This is a genomic window from Friedmanniella luteola (assembly GCF_900105065.1).
In the GTDB taxonomy this organism is placed as follows: Bacteria; Actinomycetota; Actinomycetes; order Propionibacteriales; family Propionibacteriaceae; genus Microlunatus; species Microlunatus luteolus.
In genome coordinates, this window is record NZ_LT629749.1 from 1182344 (window position 1) to 1205949 (window position 23606).

The 23606-nt window shown below is 73.6% G+C and carries 25 protein-coding genes and 1 pseudogene; 17 read left to right on the forward strand and 9 right to left on the reverse strand.

The features are described from left to right. Positions 1-24 precede the first annotated feature (24 nt). Positions 25-1377 (forward strand): serine hydrolase domain-containing protein, encoded by a 1353-nt coding sequence (locus tag BLT72_RS05600; protein WP_091410936.1) that lies wholly within the window; start codon positions 25-27, stop codon positions 1375-1377. Here the strand turns inward: BLT72_RS05600 and BLT72_RS05605 are convergent. From BLT72_RS05605 to BLT72_RS05620, 4 genes are read right to left on the reverse strand one after another with little or no spacing between them, the layout of a single operon-like run. Beyond that, positions 1331-1654 carry a peptide methionine sulfoxide reductase gene (locus BLT72_RS05605; protein WP_231930362.1) on the reverse strand — a complete coding sequence of 108 codons (324 nt, stop codon included), beginning with the start codon at positions 1652-1654 and terminating at the stop codon, positions 1331-1333. The genes BLT72_RS05600 and BLT72_RS05605 overlap by 47 nt on opposite strands. A 4-nt stretch (positions 1655-1658) precedes the next feature. Next, positions 1659-2609 carry a COX15/CtaA family protein gene (locus BLT72_RS05610; protein ID WP_425349222.1) on the reverse strand — a complete coding sequence of 317 codons (951 nt, stop codon included), beginning with the start codon at positions 2607-2609 and terminating at the stop codon, positions 1659-1661. After that, a complete protein-coding gene (locus BLT72_RS05615) occupies positions 2606-3367 on the reverse strand; it encodes an ABC transporter permease (RefSeq protein ID WP_091410941.1) in 762 nt (253 codons plus the stop codon). Before BLT72_RS05615 ends, BLT72_RS05610 begins: the two co-directional genes overlap by 4 nt. Then, positions 3364-4101 carry an ABC transporter ATP-binding protein gene (locus BLT72_RS05620; protein WP_425349236.1) on the reverse strand — a complete coding sequence of 246 codons (738 nt, stop codon included), beginning with the start codon at positions 4099-4101 and terminating at the stop codon, positions 3364-3366. The genes BLT72_RS05615 and BLT72_RS05620 overlap by 4 nt, the downstream gene beginning before the upstream one ends. A 284-nt stretch (positions 4102-4385) precedes the next feature. On the opposite strand from BLT72_RS05620, the gene BLT72_RS05625 reads away from it, so the two are divergent. The 13 genes and pseudogenes from BLT72_RS05625 (at position 4386) to BLT72_RS05690 (ending at position 18082) form a co-directional block, all read left to right on the forward strand. Continuing rightward, positions 4386-5894, forward strand: coding sequence for a DEAD/DEAH box helicase (locus BLT72_RS05625; protein ID WP_231930364.1), 1509 nt, complete (start codon positions 4386-4388; stop codon positions 5892-5894). 155 nt (positions 5895-6049) lie between these two features. Then, entirely contained in the window at positions 6050-7123 is a 1074-nt protein-coding gene (locus tag BLT72_RS05630; RefSeq protein WP_091410943.1) for an ATP-dependent DNA ligase, read from the forward strand. A 157-nt stretch (positions 7124-7280) separates the two neighbouring features. Beyond that, positions 7281-8036 (forward strand): helix-turn-helix transcriptional regulator, encoded by a 756-nt coding sequence (locus BLT72_RS05635; RefSeq protein ID WP_197677328.1) that lies wholly within the window; start codon positions 7281-7283, stop codon positions 8034-8036. After that, positions 8033-9494, forward strand: a pseudogene (gene sufB / locus BLT72_RS05640) (Fe-S cluster assembly protein SufB). Before BLT72_RS05635 ends, sufB begins: the two are co-directional and overlap by 4 nt. An 88-nt stretch (positions 9495-9582) precedes the next feature. Next, positions 9583-10827: a Fe-S cluster assembly protein SufD gene (gene sufD, locus BLT72_RS05645; RefSeq protein WP_091410945.1), complete on the forward strand. Its 1245-nt coding sequence runs from the start codon at positions 9583-9585 to the stop codon at positions 10825-10827. Next, complete coding sequence (locus tag BLT72_RS05650; RefSeq protein WP_091410948.1) at positions 10824-11144, forward strand: non-heme iron oxygenase ferredoxin subunit; 321 nt, start codon at positions 10824-10826, stop codon at positions 11142-11144. The genes sufD and BLT72_RS05650 overlap by 4 nt, the downstream gene beginning before the upstream one ends. A 30-nt stretch (positions 11145-11174) precedes the next feature. Then, complete coding sequence (gene sufC, locus BLT72_RS05655; RefSeq protein WP_091410950.1) at positions 11175-11963, forward strand: Fe-S cluster assembly ATPase SufC; 789 nt, start codon at positions 11175-11177, stop codon at positions 11961-11963. 118 nt (positions 11964-12081) lie between these two features. Further along, positions 12082-13347: a SufS family cysteine desulfurase gene (locus BLT72_RS05660; protein WP_172826193.1), complete on the forward strand. Its 1266-nt coding sequence runs from the start codon at positions 12082-12084 to the stop codon at positions 13345-13347. Then, entirely contained in the window at positions 13344-13832 is a 489-nt protein-coding gene (sufU, locus tag BLT72_RS05665) for a Fe-S cluster assembly sulfur transfer protein SufU (RefSeq protein WP_091410955.1), read from the forward strand. The genes BLT72_RS05660 and sufU overlap by 4 nt, the downstream gene beginning before the upstream one ends. Further along, positions 13829-14263 (forward strand): metal-sulfur cluster assembly factor, encoded by a 435-nt coding sequence (locus BLT72_RS05670; protein ID WP_091410958.1) that lies wholly within the window; start codon positions 13829-13831, stop codon positions 14261-14263. Before sufU ends, BLT72_RS05670 begins: the two co-directional genes overlap by 4 nt. A gap of 618 nt (positions 14264-14881) precedes the next feature. Next, on the forward strand, positions 14882-16480 hold the full coding sequence (locus BLT72_RS05675; RefSeq protein WP_091410960.1) for an ABC-F family ATP-binding cassette domain-containing protein: 1599 nt from the start codon (positions 14882-14884) through the stop codon (positions 16478-16480). Between the two features lie 121 nt (positions 16481-16601). Then, a complete protein-coding gene (locus BLT72_RS23005; protein WP_231930365.1) occupies positions 16602-17273 on the forward strand; it encodes a helix-turn-helix domain-containing protein in 672 nt (223 codons plus the stop codon). A 59-nt stretch (positions 17274-17332) separates the two neighbouring features. Further along, the gene (locus BLT72_RS05690) at positions 17333-18082 is read left to right on the forward strand and encodes an enoyl-CoA hydratase/isomerase family protein (RefSeq protein WP_231930366.1); all 750 of its coding nucleotides are present in this window, start codon (positions 17333-17335) and stop codon (positions 18080-18082) included. Here the strand turns inward: BLT72_RS05690 and BLT72_RS05695 are convergent. The 4 genes from BLT72_RS05695 to BLT72_RS05710 all read right to left on the reverse strand — a co-directional run bounded on the left by BLT72_RS05695 (position 18066) and on the right by BLT72_RS05710 (position 20950). Then, positions 18066-18926 carry a putative RNA methyltransferase gene (locus BLT72_RS05695; protein ID WP_091410965.1) on the reverse strand — a complete coding sequence of 287 codons (861 nt, stop codon included), beginning with the start codon at positions 18924-18926 and terminating at the stop codon, positions 18066-18068. The two genes, BLT72_RS05690 and BLT72_RS05695, sit on opposite strands and share 17 nt — an antisense overlap. Further along, positions 18923-19702 carry an SDR family oxidoreductase gene (locus BLT72_RS05700; protein ID WP_091410967.1) on the reverse strand — a complete coding sequence of 260 codons (780 nt, stop codon included), beginning with the start codon at positions 19700-19702 and terminating at the stop codon, positions 18923-18925. The genes BLT72_RS05695 and BLT72_RS05700 overlap by 4 nt, the downstream gene beginning before the upstream one ends. A gap of 185 nt (positions 19703-19887) precedes the next feature. Further along, positions 19888-20652 (reverse strand): SURF1 family cytochrome oxidase biogenesis protein, encoded by a 765-nt coding sequence (locus BLT72_RS05705; RefSeq protein ID WP_091410970.1) that lies wholly within the window; start codon positions 20650-20652, stop codon positions 19888-19890. A gap of 40 nt (positions 20653-20692) precedes the next feature. Beyond that, positions 20693-20950 carry a DUF6457 domain-containing protein gene (locus BLT72_RS05710; protein ID WP_091410972.1) on the reverse strand — a complete coding sequence of 86 codons (258 nt, stop codon included), beginning with the start codon at positions 20948-20950 and terminating at the stop codon, positions 20693-20695. A gap of 93 nt (positions 20951-21043) precedes the next feature. Between BLT72_RS05710 and fdhD the strand changes: the two genes are divergently transcribed. Both fdhD and BLT72_RS05720 read left to right on the forward strand, forming a co-directional pair. Next, positions 21044-21880, forward strand: a complete 837-nt coding sequence (gene fdhD, locus BLT72_RS05715) for a formate dehydrogenase accessory sulfurtransferase FdhD (protein ID WP_091410975.1) — start codon at positions 21044-21046, stop codon at positions 21878-21880. A 52-nt stretch (positions 21881-21932) separates the two neighbouring features. Then, entirely contained in the window at positions 21933-22484 is a 552-nt protein-coding gene (locus BLT72_RS05720; RefSeq protein ID WP_091410977.1) for a DoxX family protein, read from the forward strand. Positions 22485-22574: 90 nt separating this feature from the next. Here BLT72_RS05720 and BLT72_RS05725 read toward each other — a convergent pair whose 3' ends face one another. Next, complete coding sequence (locus tag BLT72_RS05725; protein WP_425349223.1) at positions 22575-23267, reverse strand: response regulator; 693 nt, start codon at positions 23265-23267, stop codon at positions 22575-22577. A gap of 50 nt (positions 23268-23317) precedes the next feature. On the opposite strand from BLT72_RS05725, the gene BLT72_RS22075 reads away from it, so the two are divergent. Further along, the gene (locus BLT72_RS22075) at positions 23318-23551 is read left to right on the forward strand and encodes a hypothetical protein (RefSeq protein ID WP_157720308.1); all 234 of its coding nucleotides are present in this window, start codon (positions 23318-23320) and stop codon (positions 23549-23551) included. The last annotated feature ends 55 nt before the right edge of the window (positions 23552-23606 follow it).

Genomic DNA, 23606 nt, shown 5'->3' on the forward strand with positions numbered 1-23606 from the left:
GGCGGCGGCCGCTACCGTGCCCGGATGAGCGTTCTGCTGCCCAGCACTGAGCGGGCCCTGCTGCACCGGCTCGCCGTCGCCCAGGCCGACGGGCGCGCGCCCTCCGTCGTCGCCGGCGTGGTGCGGGACGGGAGCCTGGCCTGGTCGGCGGGCCGCGGGGCCGGCGGGGCCGACGTCGACGCGGCCTACCGGATCGGCTCCATCACCAAGACGTTCACCGCGGTCCTGATCCTGCAGCTGCGGGACGAGGGCGCGCTGGCCCTGACCGACCCGCTGGAGCGCCACGTCCCGGGCGTCGCCGGGACCGCGACCCTGCTCCAGCTGCTGACCCACGCCGGCGGCCTCACCTCGGAGCGGCCCGGCGCCTGGTGGGAGCGGGTGGAGGGCGGCGACGCGGCCGGTCTGCTGTCGGCCCTCGCGGGCGAGGCGCCCCGGCTGGAGGCCGGCGCCCGGCTGCACTACTCGAACGTCGGGTTCGCGCTGCTCGGCGAGGTGGTCGCCCGGCGGCGCGGGGCGCCGTGGGCGCAGGTGCTGCAGGAGCGGCTGCTCGACCCGCTGGGCCTGCGCCGGACGGGGCCGACCCCGGTCGGGGCGGCCGTCGAGGGCTGGGCCGTGCACCCGCACGCCGACGTGCTGCTCGCCGAGCCGTCGGCGGCGACCGGCGCGATGGCCCCGGCGGGCGAGCTGTGGTCGACGGTGGGGGACCTGGCCCGCTGGGGCTCGTTCCTGGCGGGGGACACCGGCGACGTGCTGCACCCCGACACCCTCGAGGAGATGCAGCAGCCCGCGACGGTCGACGACGGGTCGGCCTGGACCACCGGCTGGGGGCTCGGTCTGCAGCTGGTGCGGGTCGACGGCCGACGGCTCGTCGGGCACGGCGGCTCGATGCCCGGCTTCCTGGCCGGCCTGCTGGTGGAGCCCTCCAGCGGGGACGGGGCGGTCGCGCTGGCCGCCGTGACGTCCGGGCTGCCGATCGGCCAGCTCACCCAGGAGCTGCTGCTGAGCCTGGCCGACCACGAGCCCGCCCTGCCCCGGGTCTGGGCGCCGGCCCCCGTGCCCGCGGACCTGCTGGAGCTGACCGGCACCTGGTACTGGGGGACCGCAGCCCTCACCCTGAGCGTCGAGGGGGTGGACCGGCTGCGCCTGACCCCGGCCGGCGGTGGCGGTCGGAGGTCGCGGTTCCGCCCGGCGCCGGGCGGTGGCTGGACCGGGCAGGACCACTACTACGCCGGCGAACGGCTGCAGGTGGTGCGGGCCGCGGACGGCCGGGTGACCCACCTGGACCTGGCCACCTTCGTGCTGACCCGGCAGCCCTACGCGCCGGCGGAGGTCATCCCCGGCGGGGTGGACGAGCGGGGCTGGCACCGGCCGGGCTGACCGACGGCGGCCGGGCCGGCCGCCAGCCCGCGAGGAAGGCGAGCACGGTGGCGGCGGGCATCTCGCAGGGCCGGAGCACGTCGCCGGCGACGGTCCGGTAGACGTTGGTGCTCACCACGTCCAGCCCGCCGAGCTCCTCGGCGTAGAGGGCGACGCTGCGGCCGTCGGCCCGGCTGGTGCGGCGGAGGCCGTAGGGCCGGCCCCGGTACGTCACCGCCGTCCAGCCCTCCGGCACCCGGTCCACCAGGGCCCCGAGGTCGTCGGTCCCGGGGGCCACGGCGCTAGCGGGTCGGCGGCGCGGGGTCGGGCGTGCGCACCGTCAGGAACAGGTTGGTGGTGGCGGCGACGGCCAGGGAGGCGCCGAGCAGGTGCAGCAGGACCAGGCCCACCGGCAGCCCGAGGTTGTACTGGACGATCCCGATGACCGCCTGCAGCACCACGACCCCGAGCACGAGCAGGGCGGCGCGGCTGCGCAGGGTCCAGACCGCCACCGCCACCGCGGCCACCGTGGCGTAGACGGCGATCGCGTGCGCGTGCGTGACGAAGGCCCCGTCGTAGCCGGTGCGGACGGCGTCGAGGTCGCCGGCGTGCGGCCCGCTGCCCGTGACCACGGTGCCGAGCCAGACGGTCAGCGCCGTCAGCACCAGGGTCGCGCGCGCGGCCAGCACCCCGGCGCGCCCGGCCGGCTGCTGCCGGAGCCCGCGGGTGCGGCGGACCAGCCACGTGCTGAGCCCGATCAGCACCATCGACACCAGCAGGTGCAGCGCGACGACGAAGGGGTTGAGGTGGGTCCAGACCGAGACCCCGCCGATGACCGCCTGGGCGGGGATGCCGAGGGCCAGGCCCGCGGCGATCCAGCGCAGGTCGCGGCGGCGTCGGCCGCCGTCGCGGTGCAGCATCGCGCTGACCCAGGTGAGGACGGCGACGAGGACCAGGGCGAACGTCAGCAGCCGGTTGCCGAACTCGATGGCCCCGTGGATGCCCAGCGACGGGTGGGTGACGTAGGAGTCCTCGGTGCAGCGCGGCCAGGTCGGGCAGCCCATCCCGGACGCGGTCAGCCGCACGAGGGCGCCGGTCACGACGATCACGACGTTGGCCGCGAGCGACGCGACGGCCCAGCGGCGGAGGGCCCGCGGGCTGGTGACGACGCGGGCCAGGGCGTCGACCGGTCCGGGTCCGGGGGCCGGGTCGCCGGCCGAGCTGCCCCCCGCCCGGACGGGGGTGGTGCTCACGCTGTCCATCGAAACACCTTCCGGGCGGCGAGGCCGCCGAGCAGCAACCAGACGAGGCAGACGAGGGGGGGCCAGCCGAGGACCACCCCGGTGGCGGCCGCCCGCAGACCCTCGCCGAGTGCGGCGGTGGGCAGCAGCTCCAGGACGGGGCGCAAGGCGGCGGGGTAGCGGCTCAGCGGCAGCACCAGGCCGCCCCCCACCAGCAGGACGACGTGCACCAGGTTGGCCAGGCCGAGCGTGGCTTCGGCCCGCAGCCGGCCGGCCAGCAGCAGGGCCAGGCTGACGAAGGCGGCGGCGGCCAGCACCACCAGCAGCGCGGCCGCCAGCGCGGACGCGGCGCTGAACGCCGGCCGCCAGCCCAGCAGGAGGGCCGCGGTGCTGAGCACGACGAGCTGGCCCGCGACCACCAGCACGACGGACAGCGCCTTGCCGGCCAGCAGGCCCGTCCGGCCCAGCGGGGTGGTGGCGAGCCGTTCCAGCACGCCGTAGCGCCGCTCGAAGCCGGTGGCGATGGCGACGGAGGTGAAGGCCGTCGACCAGACGGCCAGGGCCAGCACCGACGGGGCCAGCGTCTCCAGCGCGCCGAGCTGTCCACCCAGCACCCGGCCGGCGACGAGGATGCCCAGCGGGATGACGAGGGCGAGCAGCAGCTGCTCGCCGTTGCGGACCAGCAGCCGTGCCTCGGTCAGCCCGTGCCGGACGACGCGCTGCCGGGCGGGCGCCGCCCCGGCCGCGGGGGAGAGGTCCAGGGCGCTCATGCGCCGGCCGGCAGGGACGTGTGGGCGAGGAACACGTCCTCGAGGCTCTGGCCGTCCCGGGTCAGCTCGGCCACCGTGCCGGCAACGGCCACCCGGCCGCGGTCGAGGATGAAGACCTGGTCGGCCAGCGCCGCCGCCTCCTCCATGGCGTGGGTGGTGAGCACGACCGTCACCCCGGCGGAGCGCAGCCGCTCCAGCAGCGACCAGGTGGCCCGCCGGGCGTGCGGGTCCATGCCGGCGGTCGGCTCGTCCAGGAACACCAGCTCGGGCCGCCCGACCAGGGCCGCCGCCAGGTTGACCGCCTGCTGCTGGCCGCCGGACAGCCGCCGGTAGGGGGTGCGCAGCAGCGGTTCCAGCCGGAGCTCGGCCACGAGCAGGCCGAGGTCCTGGGGGGTGGCGTAGAGCCCGGCGAGGTAGCGGAGCAGCTCGCCGGCCCGGATGCCGGACCAGGCGCCGGTGCTCTGCGGCATCAGCCCGACGCGCGCGCTGCTGCGCCGGTCCCCGGGCGGGCCGCCGAGCACGGAGATGCGGCCGCCGTCCGGCCGCACCAGGCCCGTGCAGCAGCGGACGAGGGTGGTCTTGCCCGCCCCGTTGGGACCGAGCACGGCGGTGATCTCGCCGCGGCGCGCCGTCACGTCCAGCCCGTCGAGCACGGCGCGACCGGCGAAGCCGACCGACAGCGCCTGCACCCGCAGTGGCAGCGGCACCGGCAGGTCGGCGTCCGGGTCGGTCAGGTCCACCGGTGCAGTCTAGGTGCCCGTCGTGCCTCACCGGTCGTGCTCATCGCCACACCCGGCGGGCGCGTCCGGGGGCTCTCGGTGCCGGTCGGGGCCCGGTCTGCCGGACGGGTGCGGTAGAGTAGCCCGAAGTGCCTCGCTGAGTCTCGCCGCGAAGCACCGGTGACGTCGAGCAACCTGCTCCTCACTCGCTGCTGTGCACTGCTGCACCGTGCTCGGGCCCCTGGGCCTGTGGGCACGACCCTGTTCTGGTGAGACGCCAAAGAAATGTGATCTCCCTCTTGTCTGTCGACACGACGATCGTCCCTGCCTTCTCCGACCTCGGCGTCCCCGCCGAGCTGGTCGAGGTCCTCGCTGGTCTCGGTATCGAGACCCCCACCCCCATCCAGGCCGCCACGCTGGGCGACTCCCTCGCCGGCCGCGACGTCCTGGGCCGCGGCCGCACCGGCTCCGGCAAGACCTACGCCTTCCTGCTGCCCCTCGTCGCCCGCCTCACGGCGTCGAAGAACCGGCGGACCCCGAAGACCCCGCGGGCGCTGATCCTGGCCCCCACCCGTGAGCTGGTCGGCCAGATCGAGGCGGCGCTCAAGCCGCTCGCCGCGACCGCCGGGCTCACCACGATGACCGTCTTCGGCGGGGTCAGCCAGGGACCGCAGGTCACCGCGCTGCGCAACGGCGTGGACATCGTGCTGGCCTGCCCGGGCCGGCTCGAGGACCTGATCAAGCAGCGTGCCTGCTCGCTCGGCTCCGTCGAGGTCACGATCCTCGACGAGGCGGACCACATGGCCGACCTCGGCTTCCTGCCCGCCGTCACCCGCCTGCTCGGCCAGACGCCGCCCAACGGGCAGCGGATGCTGTTCTCGGCGACGCTCGACGGCGCGATCACCGGTCTGGTCCGGAAGTTCCTGCACGACCCGGCCACCCACGAGGCCGACTCGGCGCAGTCGCCGGTGTCGACGATGGAGCACCACGTGCTGCACGTCGCCCGCGACCAGCGGATCCCCGTGCTGGCCGACCTGACCAGCGCGCCGGGCCGCACCATGGTGTTCACCCGGACCAAGCACGGCGCCAAGGCCCTGGCCAAGCAGCTCAACGCCCGGGGCATCCCCGCGGTGGAGCTGCACGGCAACCTGAGCCAGAACGCCCGCACCCGCAACATGGACGCCTTCCACTCGGGCGCGGCCAGCACGATGGTGGCCACCGACATCGCCGCCCGGGGCATCCACGTCGACGACGTGGCCCTGGTCGTGCACGCCGACCCGCCGGTCGAGCACAAGGCCTACACGCACCGCTCCGGACGGACGGCCCGCGCCGGTCAGGACGGCACCGTCGTCACGCTGATGACCGACGAGCAGGTCTCCGGCGTCCGCGCCCTGACCCGGGCGGCCGGCATCAAGCCGACCACCACCCGCGTCTCCGGCGTCGACCACCCGGTCCTGCAGTCGTTGGCCCCGGGCGAGCGCGTGCTCGTCCCCGGCGGTCTCGTCCCGGCGCACACGCCCGCGCCGCAGGGCGGCGGTCGCCGGACCTCCGGTTCCGCCCCCCGCAGCGGTGGCGGCAACGGCGGTGGCGGCCGCGGTCGTCGCGGTCCCAGCCAGGGCGGTGCCCCGGCCGGTCGGTCGGGTGGCGGCTCCGGTCGCTCCGGCGGCCAGGGTCGTTCCGGTGGGCAGGGTCGCGGTGCCCGCGGCGGGTCCAGCGGGCCGTCCACCTACACCACCTCCAGCCCCGGGCTGTCCTCGTCCGGCTCGCACAGCGCCGCGAGCTTCAGCCGGAGCTCCCGCCGCGGCTGATCCGCAGCACGTCTGACGACGACGCCCGTGTCCACCCCGACGCGGGCGTCGTCGCGTTCCCGGTGGGACGCCCGGTGCGCCCGGGCGGGCCGGGCGCGGCAGCGGATCGGCTCCTCCTCGGGGGAGGTCGCCGCCGATCGGCCATGATGAGCGGCATGCAGCTGCCCGTGATGCCCCCGGTCAAGCCGATGCTGGCGAAGTCGGTGCCGACCATCCCCACCGGAGCGCTCTCCTACGAGCCCAAGTGGGACGGCTTCCGCTCCATCGTCTTCCGCGACGGCGACGAGGTGGAGATCGGCTCCCGCAACGAGAAGCCGCTGACCCGCTACTTCCCCGAGGTGGTGGCCGCGGTGCGGGAGCACCTGCCCGAGCGCTGCGTGCTGGACGGCGAGATCGTGGTCGCGGTGGGCGACCGGTTGGAGTTCGAGGTCCTGCAGCAGCGCATCCACCCGGCCCTCAGCCGGATCACCAAGCTCGCGCAGGAGACGCCGGCGCGGTTCGTCGCCTTCGACCTGCTGGCGCTCGGCGACGTCGACTACACCGGCGAGCCGTTCGAGGTGCGCCGGGCGGCGCTGGAGGAGGCGCTGGCCGACGTCGGGGCGCCGGTCCACCTGACCCCCGCCACCCGCGACGCCGCCCTGGCGGCCGACTGGTTCTCCCAGTTCGAGGGTGCCGGCCTCGACGGCGTGGTCGCCAAGCCGCTGGCCGGCAGCTACGCACCGGACAAGCGGACCATGTTCAAGATCAAGCACCAGCGGACCGCGGACTGCGTCGTCGCCGGGTACCGGGTGCACAAGAGCGGCCCGGACAGCATCGGCTCGCTGCTGCTGGGCCTCTACGACGACGAGGGGACCCTGGCCAACGTCGGGGTCATCGGGGCGTTCCCGGCGGCCCGGCGCAAGGAGCTGTTCGCCGAGCTGCAGCCGCTCGTCACGACCTTCGACGACCACCCCTGGGCCTGGGCCAAGCAGGAGGAGGGCACCCGGACGCCCCGGAACTCCGAGGCCAGCCGTTGGAACAACGGCAAGGACCTGTCCTTCACCCCGCTCGCGCCCGACCTCGTCGTCGAGGTCCGCTACGAGCACATGGAGGGGACCCGCTTCCGGCACACCGCGCAGTTCAACCGCTGGCGGCCCGACCGCGAGCCCCGGTCGTGCACCTACGAGCAGCTCGAGGAGCCGGTCACCTACGACCTCGCCGACATCCTGGCGGGCAGCCACCGCCAGTGACGACCGCGAGGGCGTGAGCAGGCTCACGGCGCCCGGGCCGCGGTAAGGCGGGCCTTGCTTGAACGGGCCCGACGAATAAGAGCACACTGGTGTTGTGAAAAACCTCCAGGACGTCGCCACGCGCGCTCCTGGCTCTCGCACGCCCGAGGACTCCCGGCTGGAGGCCCCCCGCGCCGGGGCCGAGGCCGACGCCTCCACCCGGCACCGGGTGGCGCAGTCCATCCTGGAGCACGGCCCGTCGACCGCGGCCGCGCTTGCTGACCGGCTGGGGCTGACCACCGCCGCTGTCCGCCGACACCTGGACGGCCTGCTCGAGCGCGGGGTGCTGAGCGCGCGGGAGCAGCGCGTGTACGGCTCCCGGGGTCGGGGCCGCCCCGCCAAGGTCTTCGCGCTCACCGACGCCGGCCGGGCGGACTTCCCCTCCGCCTACGACGACATCGCCATCGCCGCCCTGGAATTCCTGGCCGACGAGGCGGGTTCTGACGCCGTGAGGACCTTCGCCGCGCGCCGGGCGGCCCCGGCGGAGGCGCGCTACCGCGCGGTCGTGGACGCCGCCGACCCGTCGGTGTCGCCCGCGCTGGCCCTCGCCGGAGCGCTGACCGCGGACGGCTACGTCGCCTCCGTGCGGCCCTCCGCCCTCGGCGAGCAGATCTGCCAGCACCACTGCCCGGTCGCCCACGTGGCCGAGCGCTTCCCGCAGCTGTGCGAGGTGGAGACCGAGATGTTCTCCCGGGTGCTGGGCGTCCACGTCCAGCGGCTCGCCACCCTCGCGCACGGGGACGGGGTCTGCACGACCCACATCCCCGCGAGCCCCGGCTCGACCTCCACCCCCGCCAGTCCCACCGCACCGCCAGAACCGCAGCTCGCGCACGACCTCGACATGACCACCCCTGAGGAGAGGCCCGCACCATGACGCAGACCCAAGAGCCCACCACCACCACCGCGGGGCCCGTCGGCACGGGCCAGACCCAGGACCAGCACCTCGAGGCGCTCGGCCGGTACCGCTTCGGGTGGTCCGACTCCGACGTCGCCGGCTCGACCGCGAAGCGTGGCCTGACCCCCGAGGTCGTCGCCAACATCTCCGCGCTCAAGAGCGAGCCGCAGTGGATGCTCGACCTCCGGATGAAGGGCCTGCGCCTGTTCGAGCGCAAGCCGATGCCCACCTGGGGTGCCGACCTCGACGGCATCGACTTCGACAACATCAAGTACTTCGTGCGGTCGACGGAGAAGCAGGCCACCACCTGGGACGACCTGCCGGCCGACATCAAGAACACCTACGACAAGCTGGGCATCCCGGAGGCCGAGAAGGCCCGTCTGGTGTCCGGCGTCGCGGCCCAGTACGAGTCCGAGGTCGTCTACCACAAGATCAACGAGGAGCTGGAGAAGCAGGGCGTCATCTTCCTCGACACCGACACCGCGCTCAAGGAGTACCCGGACCTGTTCCGCGAGTACTTCGCCACGGTGATCCCCGTCGGGGACAACAAGTTCTCCGCCCTGAACTCGGCCGTCTGGTCGGGTGGCTCGTTCATCTACGTGCCGAAGGGCGTGCACGTCGAGATCCCGCTGCAGGCCTACTTCCGGATCAACACCGAGAACATGGGCCAGTTCGAGCGGACCTTGATCATCGTGGACGAGGACGCGTACGTGCACTACGTCGAGGGCTGCACGGCGCCGATCTACTCGAGCGACTCCCTGCACTCCGCCGTCGTGGAGATCGTGGTCAAGAAGGGTGCGCGCTGCCGCTACACGACCATCCAGAACTGGTCGAACAACGTGTACAACCTGGTGACCAAGCGCGCGACCTGCGAGGGCCGGCGCCACCATGGAGTGGATCGACGGCAACATCGGCTCCAAGGTCACCATGAAGTACCCGGCCGTCTACCTGATGGGCGAGCACGCCAAGGGCGAGACGCTGTCCATCGCCTTCGCCGGTGAGGGCCAGCACCAGGATGCGGGTTCGAAGATGGTGCACTGCGCGCCGCACACGTCGAGCTCGATCATCTCCAAGTCCGTGGCCCGGGGCGGTGGCCGGACCTCCTACCGCGGCCTCGTGCAGGTCCAGGAGGGTGCCTCGCACTCCGCCTCGGTGGTCAAGTGCGACGCGCTGCTGGTCGACCAGATCAGCCGCTCCGACACCTACCCCTACGTCGACGTCCGCGAGGACGACGTGTCGATGGCCCACGAGGCGACTGTCTCCAAGGTGAGCGACGACCAGCTCTTCTACCTGATGAGCCGGGGGATGGGCGAGGACGAGGCGATGGCCATGATCGTCCGCGGGTTCGTGGAGCCGATCGCCCGGGAGCTGCCGATGGAGTACGCGCTGGAGCTCAACCGGCTGATCGAGCTGCAGATGGAGGGTGCGGTCGGCTGACGCCGACCCATCCCGCGCCCTGGGCCTGCCTCCGGCCGGCCCGGGGCACGCTCCGAAGGACACCGAGAACAGAGAGAGAACGTCTTCCGTGACGATTGTTGACACCGACCCGACCACGGCCGCCGAGTCCGCCGCCCTGTCGGCGGACGCCGTGGCCGGTGCCGTCGAGACGACCGACAAGGTGGCCAGCCACCTGCACCCGGTCGGCTCCTTCGACGTCGCCGACCACCCCCGCCCCACCGGGCGCGAGGAGGTGTGGCGGTTCACCCCGCTCAAGCGGGTGCAGAGCCTGTTCGAGGCCCTGCCCACCGAGGACGGGGCGCTCGACGTCGCCGTGTCGGTGCCCGAGGGCGTCGAGGCCGGCACGCTGGCCCCGGGCGAGGGTGTGCGGGGGAGCGTGCTCACCCCGACCGACGGCCCCGCGGCCACCGCGTCGGCCGGCACGCCGGACGGGCTGCACCTGCGGATCCCCGCCGAGCACGAGGCGACGGCGCCGCTGACGGTCACGATGACCGGCCAGGGCGCCGGGCGCCGCTCCAACGCCCACACCGTCATCGAGGCGGGCGCCTTCAGCAAGGCGACCGTCGTGCTGCGGCACGCGGGCTCGGGCGTGCACACCGGCAACGTCGAGGTGGTCGTCGGCGACGGCGCCCAGCTCACCGTCGTCAGCATCCAGGACTGGGCCGACGACGCCGTCCACGCCGGCCAGCACGAGGCGAGCGTGGGCCGCGACGCCAGCTACAAGCACGTCGTCGTGAGCTTCGGCGGTGACCTCGTCCGACTGCACAGCAACGTCTCCTACGCCGGCCCCGGCGCCCAGTCGGAGATGTTCGGCCTCTACTTCGCCGACGCCGGCCAGCACCTCGAGCACCGGCTCTTCGTCGACCACAACGCCCCCCGCACCCGGTCCGACGTCGACTACCGCGGTGCGCTGCAGGGCCGCGGCGCGCACACCGTGTGGATCGGTGACGTGCTGATCCGCAAGGTCGCCGAGGGCATCGAGACGTACGAGTCGAACCGCAACCTCGTCCTCACCGACGGCTGCCGGGCCGACTCGGTGCCCAACCTCGAGATCGAGACCGGCGAGATCGCCGGCGCCGGGCACGCGTCGACGACCGGCCGCTTCGACGACGAGCAGCTGTTCTACCTGCGCAGCCGGGGCATCGACGAGGCCGAGGCCCGTCGGCTGGTGGTGCACGGCTTCTTCGCCGACATCATCCGCAAGGTCGGGGTGCCCGAGGTCGAGGCGCAGCTGCTCGCGGCCGTCGAGGCCGAGCTGGCCGTCAACGTCGGGATCCCGCTGGGCACCGGCAGCACCGGCGGTGCGGCATGAGCTTCGTCCGCGCCTGCGCCCTGGCCGAGATCAAGGCCGACCGCGCCCTGGCCGTCGAGGTCGACGGCGAGGACGTGGCGCTCGTCCGCAGCGGTGACGAGTACTACGCCATCGCCGACCTGTGCAGCCACGCCGCCGTCCCGCTCAGCGAGGGCGACGTCGAGGACGGCGAGATCGAGTGCTACCTGCACGGGTCCCGCTTCGACCTCCGCACCGGCAAGCCGACCGGGCTGCCGGCCACCGAGAAGGTCGCCGTCTACCCCGTCCGGGTCGAGGGCGACGACCTGCTGGTGGACGTCACCAGCCCCACGAACTGAACTCAGAACAGCACTCCAGGAGACACTGACATGGCCACGCTCGAGATCCGCGACCTGCACGTCACCGTCGACACCGAGTCCGGGGTGAAGGAGATCCTCAAGGGGGTCGACCTCACCATCCGGTCCGGTGAGACGCACGCGATCATGGGGCCGAACGGCTCCGGCAAGTCCACCCTCGCCTACTCGATCGCCGGGCACCCGAAGTACACGATCAGCTCCGGTAGCGTCACCCTCGACGGGGAGAACCTGCTGGAGATGAGCGTCGACGAGCGGGCGCGGGCCGGGCTGTTCCTGGCCATGCAGTACCCCGTCGAGGTGCCGGGCGTCTCGGTGTCCAACTTCCTCCGCACCGCCAAGACCGCGGTCGACGGCCAGGCGCCGAAGCTGCGCACCTGGGTCAAGGAGGTCGGCACCGCGATGGACAAGGTCCAGATGGACCGCGAGTTCGCCAACCGCAGCGTCAACGAGGGCTTCTCGGGCGGGGAGAAGAAGCGCCACGAGATCGTCCAGCTGGAGCTGCTCAACCCGAAGTTCGCGATCCTCGACGAGACCGACTCCGGCCTCGACATCGACGCGCTGCGCATCGTCTCGGAGGGCGTCAACCGCTTCTCCTCCCAGGGTGACCGCGGCGTGCTGCTGATCACCCACTACACGCGGATCCTCCGCTACATCAAGCCCGACTTCGTGCACGTCTTCGTCGCGGGCCGGGTGGCCGAGCAGGGCGGCCAGGAGCTGGCCGAGCGGCTCGAGGTCGAGGGCTACGACCGCTACGTCAAGGCTGCCGCGGCGGCGACGGCCGGAGCGGAGCAGTCCGCGTGACCCGCGCCCGGGGCGAGGCCTCATGACCACCGAGGTCGAGGCAGCCGACCGGCTGCCCGAGTACGCACCGACGGTGCCCGTCGACGAGGCGCCGCTGGGGGCGCTGGGCGACGAGCCGATCCCGTTCGCCGTGGAGGCCATCCGCGCCGACTTCCCCATCCTCGAGCGGACGGCCGGGGACTGGCCGCTGGTCTACCTGGACAGCGCCAACACCTCGCAGAAGCCGCGGGTGGTCGTCGAGGCGATCGAGGACCACTACCTCAACCACAACGCCAACGTCGCCCGGGCCATGCACCTGCTCGGCGGCGAGGCGACGGAGGCGTTCGAGGGGGCCCGCGCGACGCTGGCGAACTTCGTCGGCGCGGCGCGCTCCGAGGAGATCGTCTTCACCAAGAACGCGTCGGAGGCGCTGAACCTCTGCGCGCACACGCTCGGGGCGCGTTTGCGGCCCGGCGACGAGATCGTGATCTCGGTGATGGAGCACCACTCCAACATCGTGCCGTGGCAGCTGCTCGCCGAGCGGACCGGCGCCGTGCTGCGCTGGTACGACGTGACCGAGGACGGCCGCCTCGACCTCGAGGGTGCGGTGCGGGACGGGCTGCTCAACGAGCGGACCAAGATCGTGTCGGTCGTGCACGTCTCCAACGTGCTGGGCACCGTCAACCCGGTCGCGCAGATCGCCGCCGCGGCGCACGCCGTCGGGGCGGTCGTGGTCGTCGACGCGTCGCAGTCGGTCCCGCAGATGCCCGTGGACGTCCAGGCGCTGGGCGCCGACCTGCTGGTGTTCACCGGCCACAAGATGGTCGGTCCGACCGGCATCGGCGTCCTCTGGGGCCGCTACGACCTGCTCGCCGAGCTGCCGCCGTTCCTCGGTGGCGGGGAGATGATCGAGGTCGTCAAGATGAGCGGCTCGACGTTCGCCCCGCCGCCGCACCGCTTCGAGGCCGGCACGCCGCCGATCGCCCAGGCGGTCGGCCTGGCCACGGCGGCCAGCTACCTCAGCGACCTCGGCCTGGACCAGATCGCCGCCCACGAGCAGGACATCACCGCCTACGCACTGCAGGGCCTGGCCGGAGTGCCGGGTCTCCGGGTCGTCGGTCCCGCCGAGCCCGTCGACCGGGGCGGGGCGATCTCCTTCACGCTGGGCGACATCCACCCGCACGACGTCAGCCAGCTGCTGGACTCCCGGGGCATCGCCGTCCGCGGCGGCCACCACTGCGCCCGACCGCTGCACGAGCGCTTCGGGGTCCAGTCCTCGACCCGCGCCTCGTTCTACCTGTACACGACCCGCGCGGAAATAGACGCGCTGGTCGACGGGTTGGACTACACCGTGAAGTTCTTCGCCCGCGGCTCGGCCGCCCCAGGACCAGGACGTGCACGGTGAAGGTCGACGACCTGTACCAGGAGATCATCCTCGACCACTACCGGGCCAAGCACCACAGCGGACTGCGCGACCCGTACGAGGCCGAGGTGCACCACGTCAACCCCAGCTGCGGGGACGAGGTGACGCTCCGCGTCCACCTCGACGGGGACACCGTCGGCGACGTCTCGTACGAGGGGCTGGGCTGCTCGATCTCCCAGGCCTCGACGTCGGTGATGAGCGATCTCGTCATCGGCAAGCCCGTGAGCCACGGGTTGGAGCTGCACGAGGAGTTCCTCACGCTCATGCAGAGCAAGGGCGCGCTGGAGCCCGACGAGGACCGGCTGGAGGACGGGATCGCCTTCGCCGGCGTCTCGAAGTTCCCGGCGCGCGTGAAGTGCGCGCTGCTGGGCTGGTCGGCGTTCAAGGACGCCGCCCTGCGCGCGCAGGCCGACCACGCCTTCGAGGGTCACAGCCGCACCACCGACGATCAGGGAGCCGCACGATGACCGACACGCACCTGGGGACCGACACCCCGACGAGCACCGAGACCGGCACGACCGAGGTCGCCCCGCGGCCGTCGGACCTGGTGACCGACCAGCTGCCCGCCGCCGACGCCGCCTGGAGCGCGCGACCCAGTGTGGAGGACCTCGAGGAGGCCCTCAAGGACGTCGTCGACCCCGAGCTCGGCATCAACGTCGTCGACCTGGGGCTGATCTACGGCCTCACCCTCGAGGACGACGGCAACCTGACCATCGACATGACCCTCACCTCGGCGGCCTGCCCGCTGACTGACGTGATCGAGGACCAGACGGCCTCGGCGCTCGAGGGCCTGGTCAACGGCTTCGTCATCAACTGGGTCTGGATGCCCCCGTGGGGGCTGGAGAAGATCAGCGACGACGGCCGCGAGCAGCTGCGGGCCCTGGGCTTCAACGTCTAGTCGGGCTTTCTGCCGCGGGTTTGTCGGGCTTGGTTCCGCTGGGGTCGGGCGGGGCCTGGTGAGGGCTGGGCGAAACCTGCCCCTCGTCTTCCTGCGCCCGCTCAGCCCGGCCCTGATCGGGCTTCACGCATCTCAGGTTCGACCAGCCCTCACCAGGCCCCGCCGACCCGAGCTCCCTGCTCCGGCCGCGGCCTCAGCGCCCTCAGCGTTGCGCCCGGTCCCGGCTGGGCGGACGGGTCGCTGATCCTCCCTTGGTCGCGGTCTTCGTGGTGGCGTCCGTGCCCGGGTGGCACTCCGGGTGAGCCCGAGAACAGGCGGTCGGGGCAGGGAATGCGGGACCTGGGCAAGCCCGGGTCATCGAGCAGCGTTCGTGGCCAGCAGGGTGGGGACGGACTTTCTCGGCCCGGCAGCGCGTTGAGGTGCTGCGAGGCGGGGTCGTGAGGTTCGAGGGGCCGGCGTAGACAACCTAAGATGCTTGAGTCCCGAGCACCGCTGGTGTTGCGCGGTCGGCCTCGGCCGAGGGGCAGGTTGTCCTAGCCGGCCCCTCGAACCGCACGGCGCCGCCGGACCCAGCCACCTAGAGCCAAGCCGAAGCACGAAGAGAGTCACGGGAACACCATGTTGGTCGCGAAGGATCTTGAGGTGCGCGCGGGAGCGCGCCTGCTGCTGGAGGGTGTCAGCTTCCAGGTCGCGCCCGGCGACAAGATCGGCCTCGTCGGGCGCAACGGCGCCGGCAAGACGACGCTGACCAAGATCCTGTCCGGTGAGGCGGCCCCGGCCGCCGGCTCGGTCTCCCTCGGCGGCCAGGTCGGCTACCTGCCGCAGGACCCCCGGACCGGTGACCTCGACGTGCTGGCGAAGGACCGGATCCTCGCCGCGCGGGGGCTCGACGCCGTGCTCGCGCGGCTGGACCGCGCGGGGCTGGCCATGGGTGACGACTCCGACGAGGTCCGGGACAAGGCGATGGCGGCCTACGCCCGGGCCGAGGCCGAGCTGGCCGCGGCCGGCGGCTACGCGGCCGAGGCCGAGGCCGCCCGCATCGCCAGCAACCTCGGACTGCCCGACCGCGTCCTGCACCAGCCGCTGCACACGCTCTCCGGTGGGCAGCGCCGCCGGGTCGAGCTGGCCCGGATCCTGTTCTCCGGGGCCGAGACGATGCTGCTCGACGAGCCCACCAACCACCTCGACGCCGACTCGATCCTGTGGCTGCGGACGTTCCTGCAGGGCCACTCGGGCGGGCTCCTGGTGATCAGCCACGACGTGGGGCTGCTGGAGCAGACGGTCAACAAGGTCTTCCACCTCGACGCGAACCGCTCCGAGCTGGACATCTACGCGATGAACTGGAAGCGGTACCTGCAGCAGCGCGAGACCGACGAGAAGCGTCGACGCCGCGAGCGGCAGAACGCGGAGAAGCAGGCCGGCCACCTGATGGCGCAGGCCGACAAGATGCGGGCCAAGGCCACCAAGGCCGTCGCCGCCCAGAACATGGCGAAGCGGGCCGAGAAGCTGATGGCCGGGCTCGACGCCGTCCGGGCGCAGGACAAGGTCGCCAAGATCCGCTTCCCGGAGCCGGCCTCCTGCGGCAAGACCCCGCTGACGGCGGAGAGCCTGTCGAAGAGCTACGGGTCGCTGGAGATCTTCACCGGCGTCGACCTCGCCATCGACAAGGGCAGCCAGGTCGTCATCCTGGGCCTCAACGGGGCCGGCAAGACGACCCTGCTGCGCATCCTGGCCGGCGTGGAGTCCTCCGACACCGGGGCGGTGAAGGCGGGCCACGGTCTGCGGCTGGGCTACTACGCGCAGGAGCACGAGACGCTCGACACCTCGCGCTCGGTGCTGGAGAACATGAAGAACGCCGCCCCGGAGCTGAACGACACCGACGTCCGCAAGGTGCTGGGCTCGTTCCTGTTCAGCGGCGACGACGTGGACAAGCCGGCGTCAGTGCTCTCCGGCGGGGAGAAGACCCGGCTCGCCCTCGCGGCGCTGGTCGTCTCCAGCGCCAACGTCCTGCTGCTCGACGAGCCCACGAACAACCTCGACCCGGCGTCCCGGGCCGAGGTGCTGGCGGCGATCAAGAGCTACGCCGGTGCCGTCGTCCTCGTGACCCACGACGAGGGCGCCGTCGACGCGCTCGACCCCGACCGGGTGCTGCTGCTGCCCGACGGCGTCGAGGACCTGTGGAACCCCCAGTACGCGGAACTGGTGTCGCTGGCCTGATCATGGTCCGCCGCGGCGGGCGCTCATGATCACCCGACGGGCCCGGTGCTTGCCCCATGATCACCAGCCGACGATCATGGTGCCGACGTCGCGCGACCGCGACCTCAGCACAGGAGGCATCGTGGGCGAGGCACTGGCACGAGGATCGCGGATCACCGGGACGCAGCGGGCCGAGCTCGCCGCCCGGCTGGGCCGGCGCTACGCGGCGGGGGAGAGCATCCGAGCGATCGCGGAGGACGCGGGCCGGTCGTTCGGCTTCGTGCACGGCCTGGTGAAGGAGTCCGGCGTCGACCTCCGAGGTCGCGGGGGCGCCACCCGCGGTCCGGCGGCGCGCGGGGGGTCCCCGACCCCGGCCCAGGAGCCCGCTCGGGAGCGTGCTGTCGCGGCGCCGGTCCCCGCCGCGGTCGCGACCGCCGCCGACCAGCCGGCCGGCGGCGGGAAGAGCGCAGCACGGACGAGGGCGGAGGACGCCAAGTCCCCGAGCAAGGACGGCCCGAGCAAGGACGGCCCGAGCAAGGACGGCCCGAGCAAGGACGGCCCGAGCAAGGACAGCAAGGGCAAGGACAGCAAGGGCAAGGACAGCAAGGGCAAGGACAGCAAGGGCAAGGACAGCAAGGGCAAGGACAGCAAGGGCAAGGACAGCAAGGGCAAGGACAGCAAGGGCAAGGGCGGCCAGGGCAAGGACGACAAGAGCAGCGCCCGGGACGGCAAGGGCAAGAACGGCAAGGGCAAGGGCAAGGACGGCACGGGCAAGGACAGGAAGGGCGGCGGGAAGGGCGGGGGCAAGCGCTGAGCGGGTCGGGGCCCGACGCCGACGGCGGCCGCCCGCTGCCCGGTGGCGTCACGCTGGTCGTGGACGGTCCGGTCGCCTCCGTCTGGCTCGACCGGCCCGAGGTGCGCAACGCGCAGACCTTCGCCACCTGGGCGTCCCTGGCCCGCGTGCCCGGGCTGCTGCCCGCCGAGGTGCGGGTGGTGCTGCTGCGGTCGACCGGTCCCGACTTCAGCGCGGGACTCGACCTGCGCCAGCTCCGGCCGGGCGGCATCGCCGAGGGATCGGTGGACGCTCTGCTGCCCGGCTCGGACGCCGAGCTCGCGGACGCCATCGCGACCTTCCAGCAGGCGTTCACCCCGTGGCGGGACCTGCCGGCCGTCGTCGTCGCGGTCGTGCAGGGTCGGGCCCTGGGCGCCGGCCTCCAGCTGGCGCTGGCGGCCGACCTCCGGGTGGTCGCCGCGGACGCCCAGCTGGTCGTGGCGGAGTCGCGGCTGGGCCTGGTCCCCGACCTCGGCGGCACCGCGGCGCTGGTCGAGCTGGTCGGCTACAGCCGCACCCTCGAGCTCTGCCTGCTCGGCCGGCCCGTGGCCGCCGCCGAGGCCCTGGCCTGGGGGCTGGTCAGCCGGGTCGCCGGCGCGGAGGGCCTGGACGTGGCCGTCGACGCGCTGGCCGCCGGGCTGCTGGCCCTGCCCGCTCCCGTCCTGAGGGCCACCAAGCGGCTGGTGGCCGGAGCGGTCGAGCGGACGGCGGCGGAGCAGCGGGTCGCCGAGCGGGCCGCACAGGTCCCCCTGCTGCGGGCGGCCGCCGGCCGGGTCAGCCGGGGCGCCTGACCCAGGTCGAGACGGCGACCGCCACCGTGGTGCGCACCGGGTCGGGGAGGTCCTCGACGCGGGACGCCAGCTCGCCGGCGTCGACGTGGAAGGCGTTCGGTCCCATCGCCACCAGGTCCAGCACGACCGGCCGCTCCCAGGCCGCCTCGAACCGGACGTCGACCTCGACGGCGGCCGTGAAGTGGTCCGCCAGCCTGGCCGCCAGCCGCGCCTGCTTCGCCGGTGCCACCTCCAGCAGCCCCAGCGCCTGCCGGACCTCCTGCAGGTGGTCAGGCCGCGGGGTCACCACCACCAGAACACCGTCGGGGCGCAGCACCCGCGCGAACTCCGCCGCGTTGCGGGGGGCGAAGACGCTGGTCACCACGTCCAGCGCGCTGTCGGCGAGCGGCAGGTCGGCCCAGGCGTCGGCCACGACCACGCCCAGCTGCGGGTGGGTCCGCGCCGCCCGGCGCGCCGCGGCGGCGGAGATGTCCACCGCGACGGCACGGCCGCCCAGCCCCGTGAGCAGCGCGTCCGTGTAGTAGCCGGTGCCGGCGCCGACCTCGAGCAGGGTGGGGGCGCCCGGCCGCTGGGCCCGGACGGACGTCAGCGCCGAGGCCGCGGCGTCGACGAGCGCTGCCGCCACCGGGGCGTAGGCGCCGCCGCCCAGGAAGCGCTCGCGGGCCGCGACCATGGCGGGGCTGTCCGCGTGCTGCGGGGGCCGAGCCCCCAGCAGGTTGAGGTAGCCCTGCCGGGCCAGGTCGAACCGGTGGCCTGCGGCACAGCGCACCCCGCCGCCGTCGAGGGTGAAGGGCTGCCGGCAGACCGGGCAGCGGAGCAGGTCGAGGACCTCGGCGACGCTCACAGCGTGCGCAGGGCCCCGCCCTCGACGGGGATGACGCAGCCGGTGAGGTAGGAGGCGGCGGGGGAGAGGACGAAGGCGGCGACCCGGCCGAACTCCTCCGGCTGCCCGTAGCGCCGCAGCGGGATCCCCGCCTCGGCCGCCCGCCGGGCAGCCGCCGGGTCCTCGGCGAGGCCGTCGAGGTGCTGCACCCGCTCGGTGTCCACCCGGCCCGGCATCAGGCCGACGACGCGGGTGCCGTCCGGCCCCACCTCGTCGGCCAGCTGCTTGACCAGCATGCCGAGGCCGGGACGCAGCCCGTTCGACGCGGCGAGGCCGCCGACCGGCGACTTCACCGACGTGGAGAGGACCCAGCCGACGGCGAGGTCGGGAGCCGTGCCGGCCTGCAGCACCGCCTCGGTGACGCCGAGCGCGGCCAGGAAGACGCTGCCGAACGCCTCCCGCCACTGCTCGGCGGTGGTGCTGCGGACGCTGCCGGCGGCCGGCCCCCCGACGCTGACCAGGGCCCCGTCGAGCCGGCCGAAGGTCTCCAGGGCCACAGCGGCGGCGCGCGGGCCGGTCGCGGGGTCGGCGACGTCGGCAGTGAGCGCGACGGCCGCAGGTCCGTCCCCGGACCGGGTCGCGTCCAGCGCGGCCACCACCTCGGCGAGCACCTCGCCGCGGCGGGCGACGACGACCACCCGGGCGCCCTCCGCGACGAGCGCGGCGGCGCTGGCCCGACCCAGGCCGCTGCTCGCGGCGGTGACGACGAAGGTGCGTCCGGTCAGGCCGAGGTCCATGGGATGAGCGTAGGCGCATCGTCTTGTCCTCGGTCCGCTCGGACCCGAACTGCGCTGCGATCCCCGGACGCCGTCGTCCGCGGCGCGCCGAGCGGGTGCTGGTCGGGTCGACGCCGGCAGGCCATGCCGCCGTCTCGGTCGGAGGGCAGTCCACCCGTCCGGGCACACGGATCGGGCGACAGGGGTTACAGCCCGATCCGCGTCCGAGCGGAGCGAGGACCCACGACACGCCGCTCCTCGCGACGGGCGCGGAGGTCGCCGCGGATGAAGACGACCACGCCGGCCAGGCCGATGGCGGTGAACATGAACCACTGCACGGCGTACCAGAAGTGCGGGCCGTCGGAGATCTCCGGCAGCAGGACGGGCTCGAAGTCGCCGGTCTGGGGCGGGTCGACGGTGAGCAGCCCGATGTAGCCGTTGACGACGGGGTAGGGCAGCGTCTTGGCGATCGCGGTTGAGCTGATCAGCCGCATCTGGCCGTCGACGGGACGGGTGGCCGCGCCCCGGCCCCGCTCGTCGCGGCGGACGTGGCCCACCACGGTGACCTCGCCGGCGGGCGGGACCGGAGCGGCCGTCGGGATCGGCTCGCCCTTCGCGAGCCGGACGAAGCCGCGGTCCACCAGCACCGTCCCGGCCGGGGTGCGCAACGGCGTGACCACCTCGTAGCCGTTGGCGCCGCCGTTGCTGCGGTAGCGCAGCACGTACTGGTGGTCGGCGTCGAAGGTGCCGCGGGCCTCGACGCGCTGCCACTGGTCGGGCTCGGCGATCGGACGGGTGAACACCTGCGCGAAGGGCACGACCGGGTCGGCCTCGTTGGCCAGGGTGTCGCGGTTGCGCTGCTGGCGCTGGTCCAGCCGGTCCAGCTGCCACTCCCCGAGGTTGACGAAGACCGAGCCCAGCACGGCCACGAACACCACGAGCAGGGTCCAGCGGACCCACAGACGACGCACGGCGCCAGGGTACGCGCCGCCCGGGCGCGACTGCCCTGGCTCAGCCCGGGCTGTCCTGGGCCTGCGGGCCGGGTTCGGCCAGCAGGTTGGTCAGCGTTCGGGCCGCGTCCTCCAGCGGGAGGCCCCGGCCGACGGCCACGCCGGCGAGGAACGTGGTCAGCGGGGCCGCCACCCGCTCGACCTCGTGCGCGGCGTCCCGGGCCAGGTCCAGCAGCACCGAGACCTCCGTCTCCGTCAACGCCCCACCGGGCAGGTCCAGTCGCTGGGCGACCGCCTCCAGCCACTCCGTCAGCTCCATGGCCGACCTCCTCCGCCGCCGCGCGACGTCCTCGGCGACGTCCGGCGGGCCCGGCGGTCGCGACCGTCAGGTACCCGGTGCCAGGATGATGGCATGGGACGCGTCACCCGCCTGCACCCGGTGCTCAAGCTCGGACCCGACACGGCCGTGCGCCGCACCGACACGCTCGCCGTCGAGGAGCCGCTGGAGATCCGGCTCGACGGCGAGGCCTTCCAGGTCACCATGCGCACCCCGGGCGACGACGTCGACCTGGTCCACGGGCTGCTGCACAGCGAGGGCGTCATCGCCTCCGCCGCCGACCTCCTCGGCGCCCGCTACTGCGACGGCGTCGGCCCCGACGGCGCGAACACCTACAACGTCCTCGACGTGGCGCTGGCGTCGACCGCGCGGCCGCCTGCCCCCGAGCAGCGGCGGCGGGTGACCACCACCAGTGCCTGCGGGGTGTGCGGCACCACCAGCATCGACCAGGTGGTGAAGCAGACCGGTCACCCGCTCGGCGAGGGGTTCCGGTTGCCGACCGCGCTCATCTCGGCGGCCCCCGACCGGCTGCGCGAGCACCAGAAGGCGTTCGACAAGACGGGCGGCCTGCACGCCGCCGGGTTGATGACGACCGAGGGCACCATCGTCTGCGCGCGCGAGGACGTCGGGCGGCACAACGCCGTCGACAAGGTGGTGGGCTGGGCGCTGCGGCAGGGCCGGCTGCCCCTGTCGGACCTCGTGCTGGTGGTCTCCGGTCGCGCGTCCTTCGAGCTGACCCAGAAGGCCGTGCTCGCCGGCCTCCCCATGATGATCGCGGTGTCGGCGCCCAGCTCGCTCGCCGCCGAGCTCGCCACGGAGTCGGGCCTCACCCTGGTCGGCTTCGTCCGAGGGGAGCGGATGAACGTCTACTCCCACCCGGAGCGCGTGCTCACCCCCGCACCCGTTGGTTGAAGACGCAACCGGTAACGTCGGACCACGAGTTCCTCCGGCGGAAGGTGAACAGATGAGCAAGGGAAGCGACTTCGGTCTGCTACTGGTCAGGGTCGGGGTGGGTGCGGTCTGCGTCGCGCACGGCGCCCAGAAGCTGTTCGGCTCCTTCGGGGGCTACGGCATCAAGGGCACGGGCGGCTGGTTCGAGTCCGTCGGCTTCGTGCCGGGGGAGCGGAACGCCATCGCGGCGGGCCTGGCCGAGGCGGGCGGCGGCGCGCTGCTCGCGCTCGGCCTGGCCAGTGGTCCGGCCGGTGCCGCGGTCGCCGGCAACATGACGGTGGCCAGCACGACCCACACCGGGTTCTTCAACACGGGTGGGGGCTACGAGCTGCCCGCCACCCTCGGTCTCGTCGGGGCGGCCGTCGCCGCCGGCGGTCCCGGCCGCTACTCGCTCGACGCGCTCACCGGCGACGCCCTCAACAAGCCGTGGATGCGGGCGTTCGCGCTCGTGGCCGCGGCGGCGTCGGCCGCCTACCTCATCAGCGAGCGTGCCAAGGTCCTCGCGGCCCGCGGCGACGACACCGACGCCGAGGACACCGGCGACCCGCACGCCACCGACGCCTGAGTCCCGCGCCGCTCCCCGGGCCCGCCCTTCGACGGGCTCAGGGGGCGGGCAAGGGCTCAGGGGCGGGCACGGCTCAGGTCCGGTGGGGGCTCAGCTGCCCGAGACGGCCGGCCCGCGGCCGTTGCGCAGCTGGGACCCGTAGACGGCGGCCTGGGTGCGTCGTTGCATGCCCAGCTTGGTCAGCAGGATGGAGACGTAGTTCTTGACCGTCTTCTCGGCCAGGAACAGGGTGTCGCCGATCTGCCGGTTGGTGAAGCCGTCGGTGATCAGGTCCAGGATCTCGCGCTCCCGGGGCGTCAGCTGGTCGAGCTTGGACGACTCCTTGACCGGGTTGCGCAGCCGGTCCAGCAGCTTCTGCGTCACGGCGGGGTCGATCAGCGAGTGGCCCGCCGCGACCTGGCGGATGCCGGCCACGAGGTTGGAGCCGCCGACCTCCTTGAGCAGGTAGCCCGACGCCCCGGCCATGATCGCGGAGAACAACGCCTCGTCGTCGTCGAACGACGTCAGGATGACGCAGCGGATGTCGGGGTTGCTGGACCGCACCTCGCGGCAGACGTCGATGCCGCTGCCGTCGGGCAGGCGGCCGTCGAGCAGCGCGACGTCGGGCCGGGCGCCGGGGATGCGCCGCAGCGCGTCCGCCGCCGTCCCGGCCTCGCCGACGACGGTGATGTCCGGCTCGGACTTCAGCAGGTCGACCAGGCCACGTCGGACCAGCTCGTGGTCGTCCATCAGGAACACCCGGATGGTCTTGGTGCCGGCGTCGGCGGGCGGGCTCGTGGTCACAGTGGAGTGGGTCATAGCGGTCGGAGGCCACCTTCGGTTGGGTTGTGGTCGTGACGTCCCCCGAGGTGCACGGCGCAGCGGCGGACGACGTCCTGACCACCGAGCCGGGTGGTGCTCTGCGGGTCCACGCCCGGGTGGGCGTGGACCGACGGGTGGGAGGAGCCGGGCTCCGGGCCGGCTGTGGTGGGGTGGGACGAGCGGTGACCGTCGTGCGGGGCCACCCTGGTGGCGCGCCGCACCCGCTGCTCGACCACGGTGGTGGCCGGCAGGAGCGGCGCAGCTGACTGTCCCCCGCCAGCGAGCAGGCCGACCTCTCGAGAGAAATCGGGGGAGCTCATC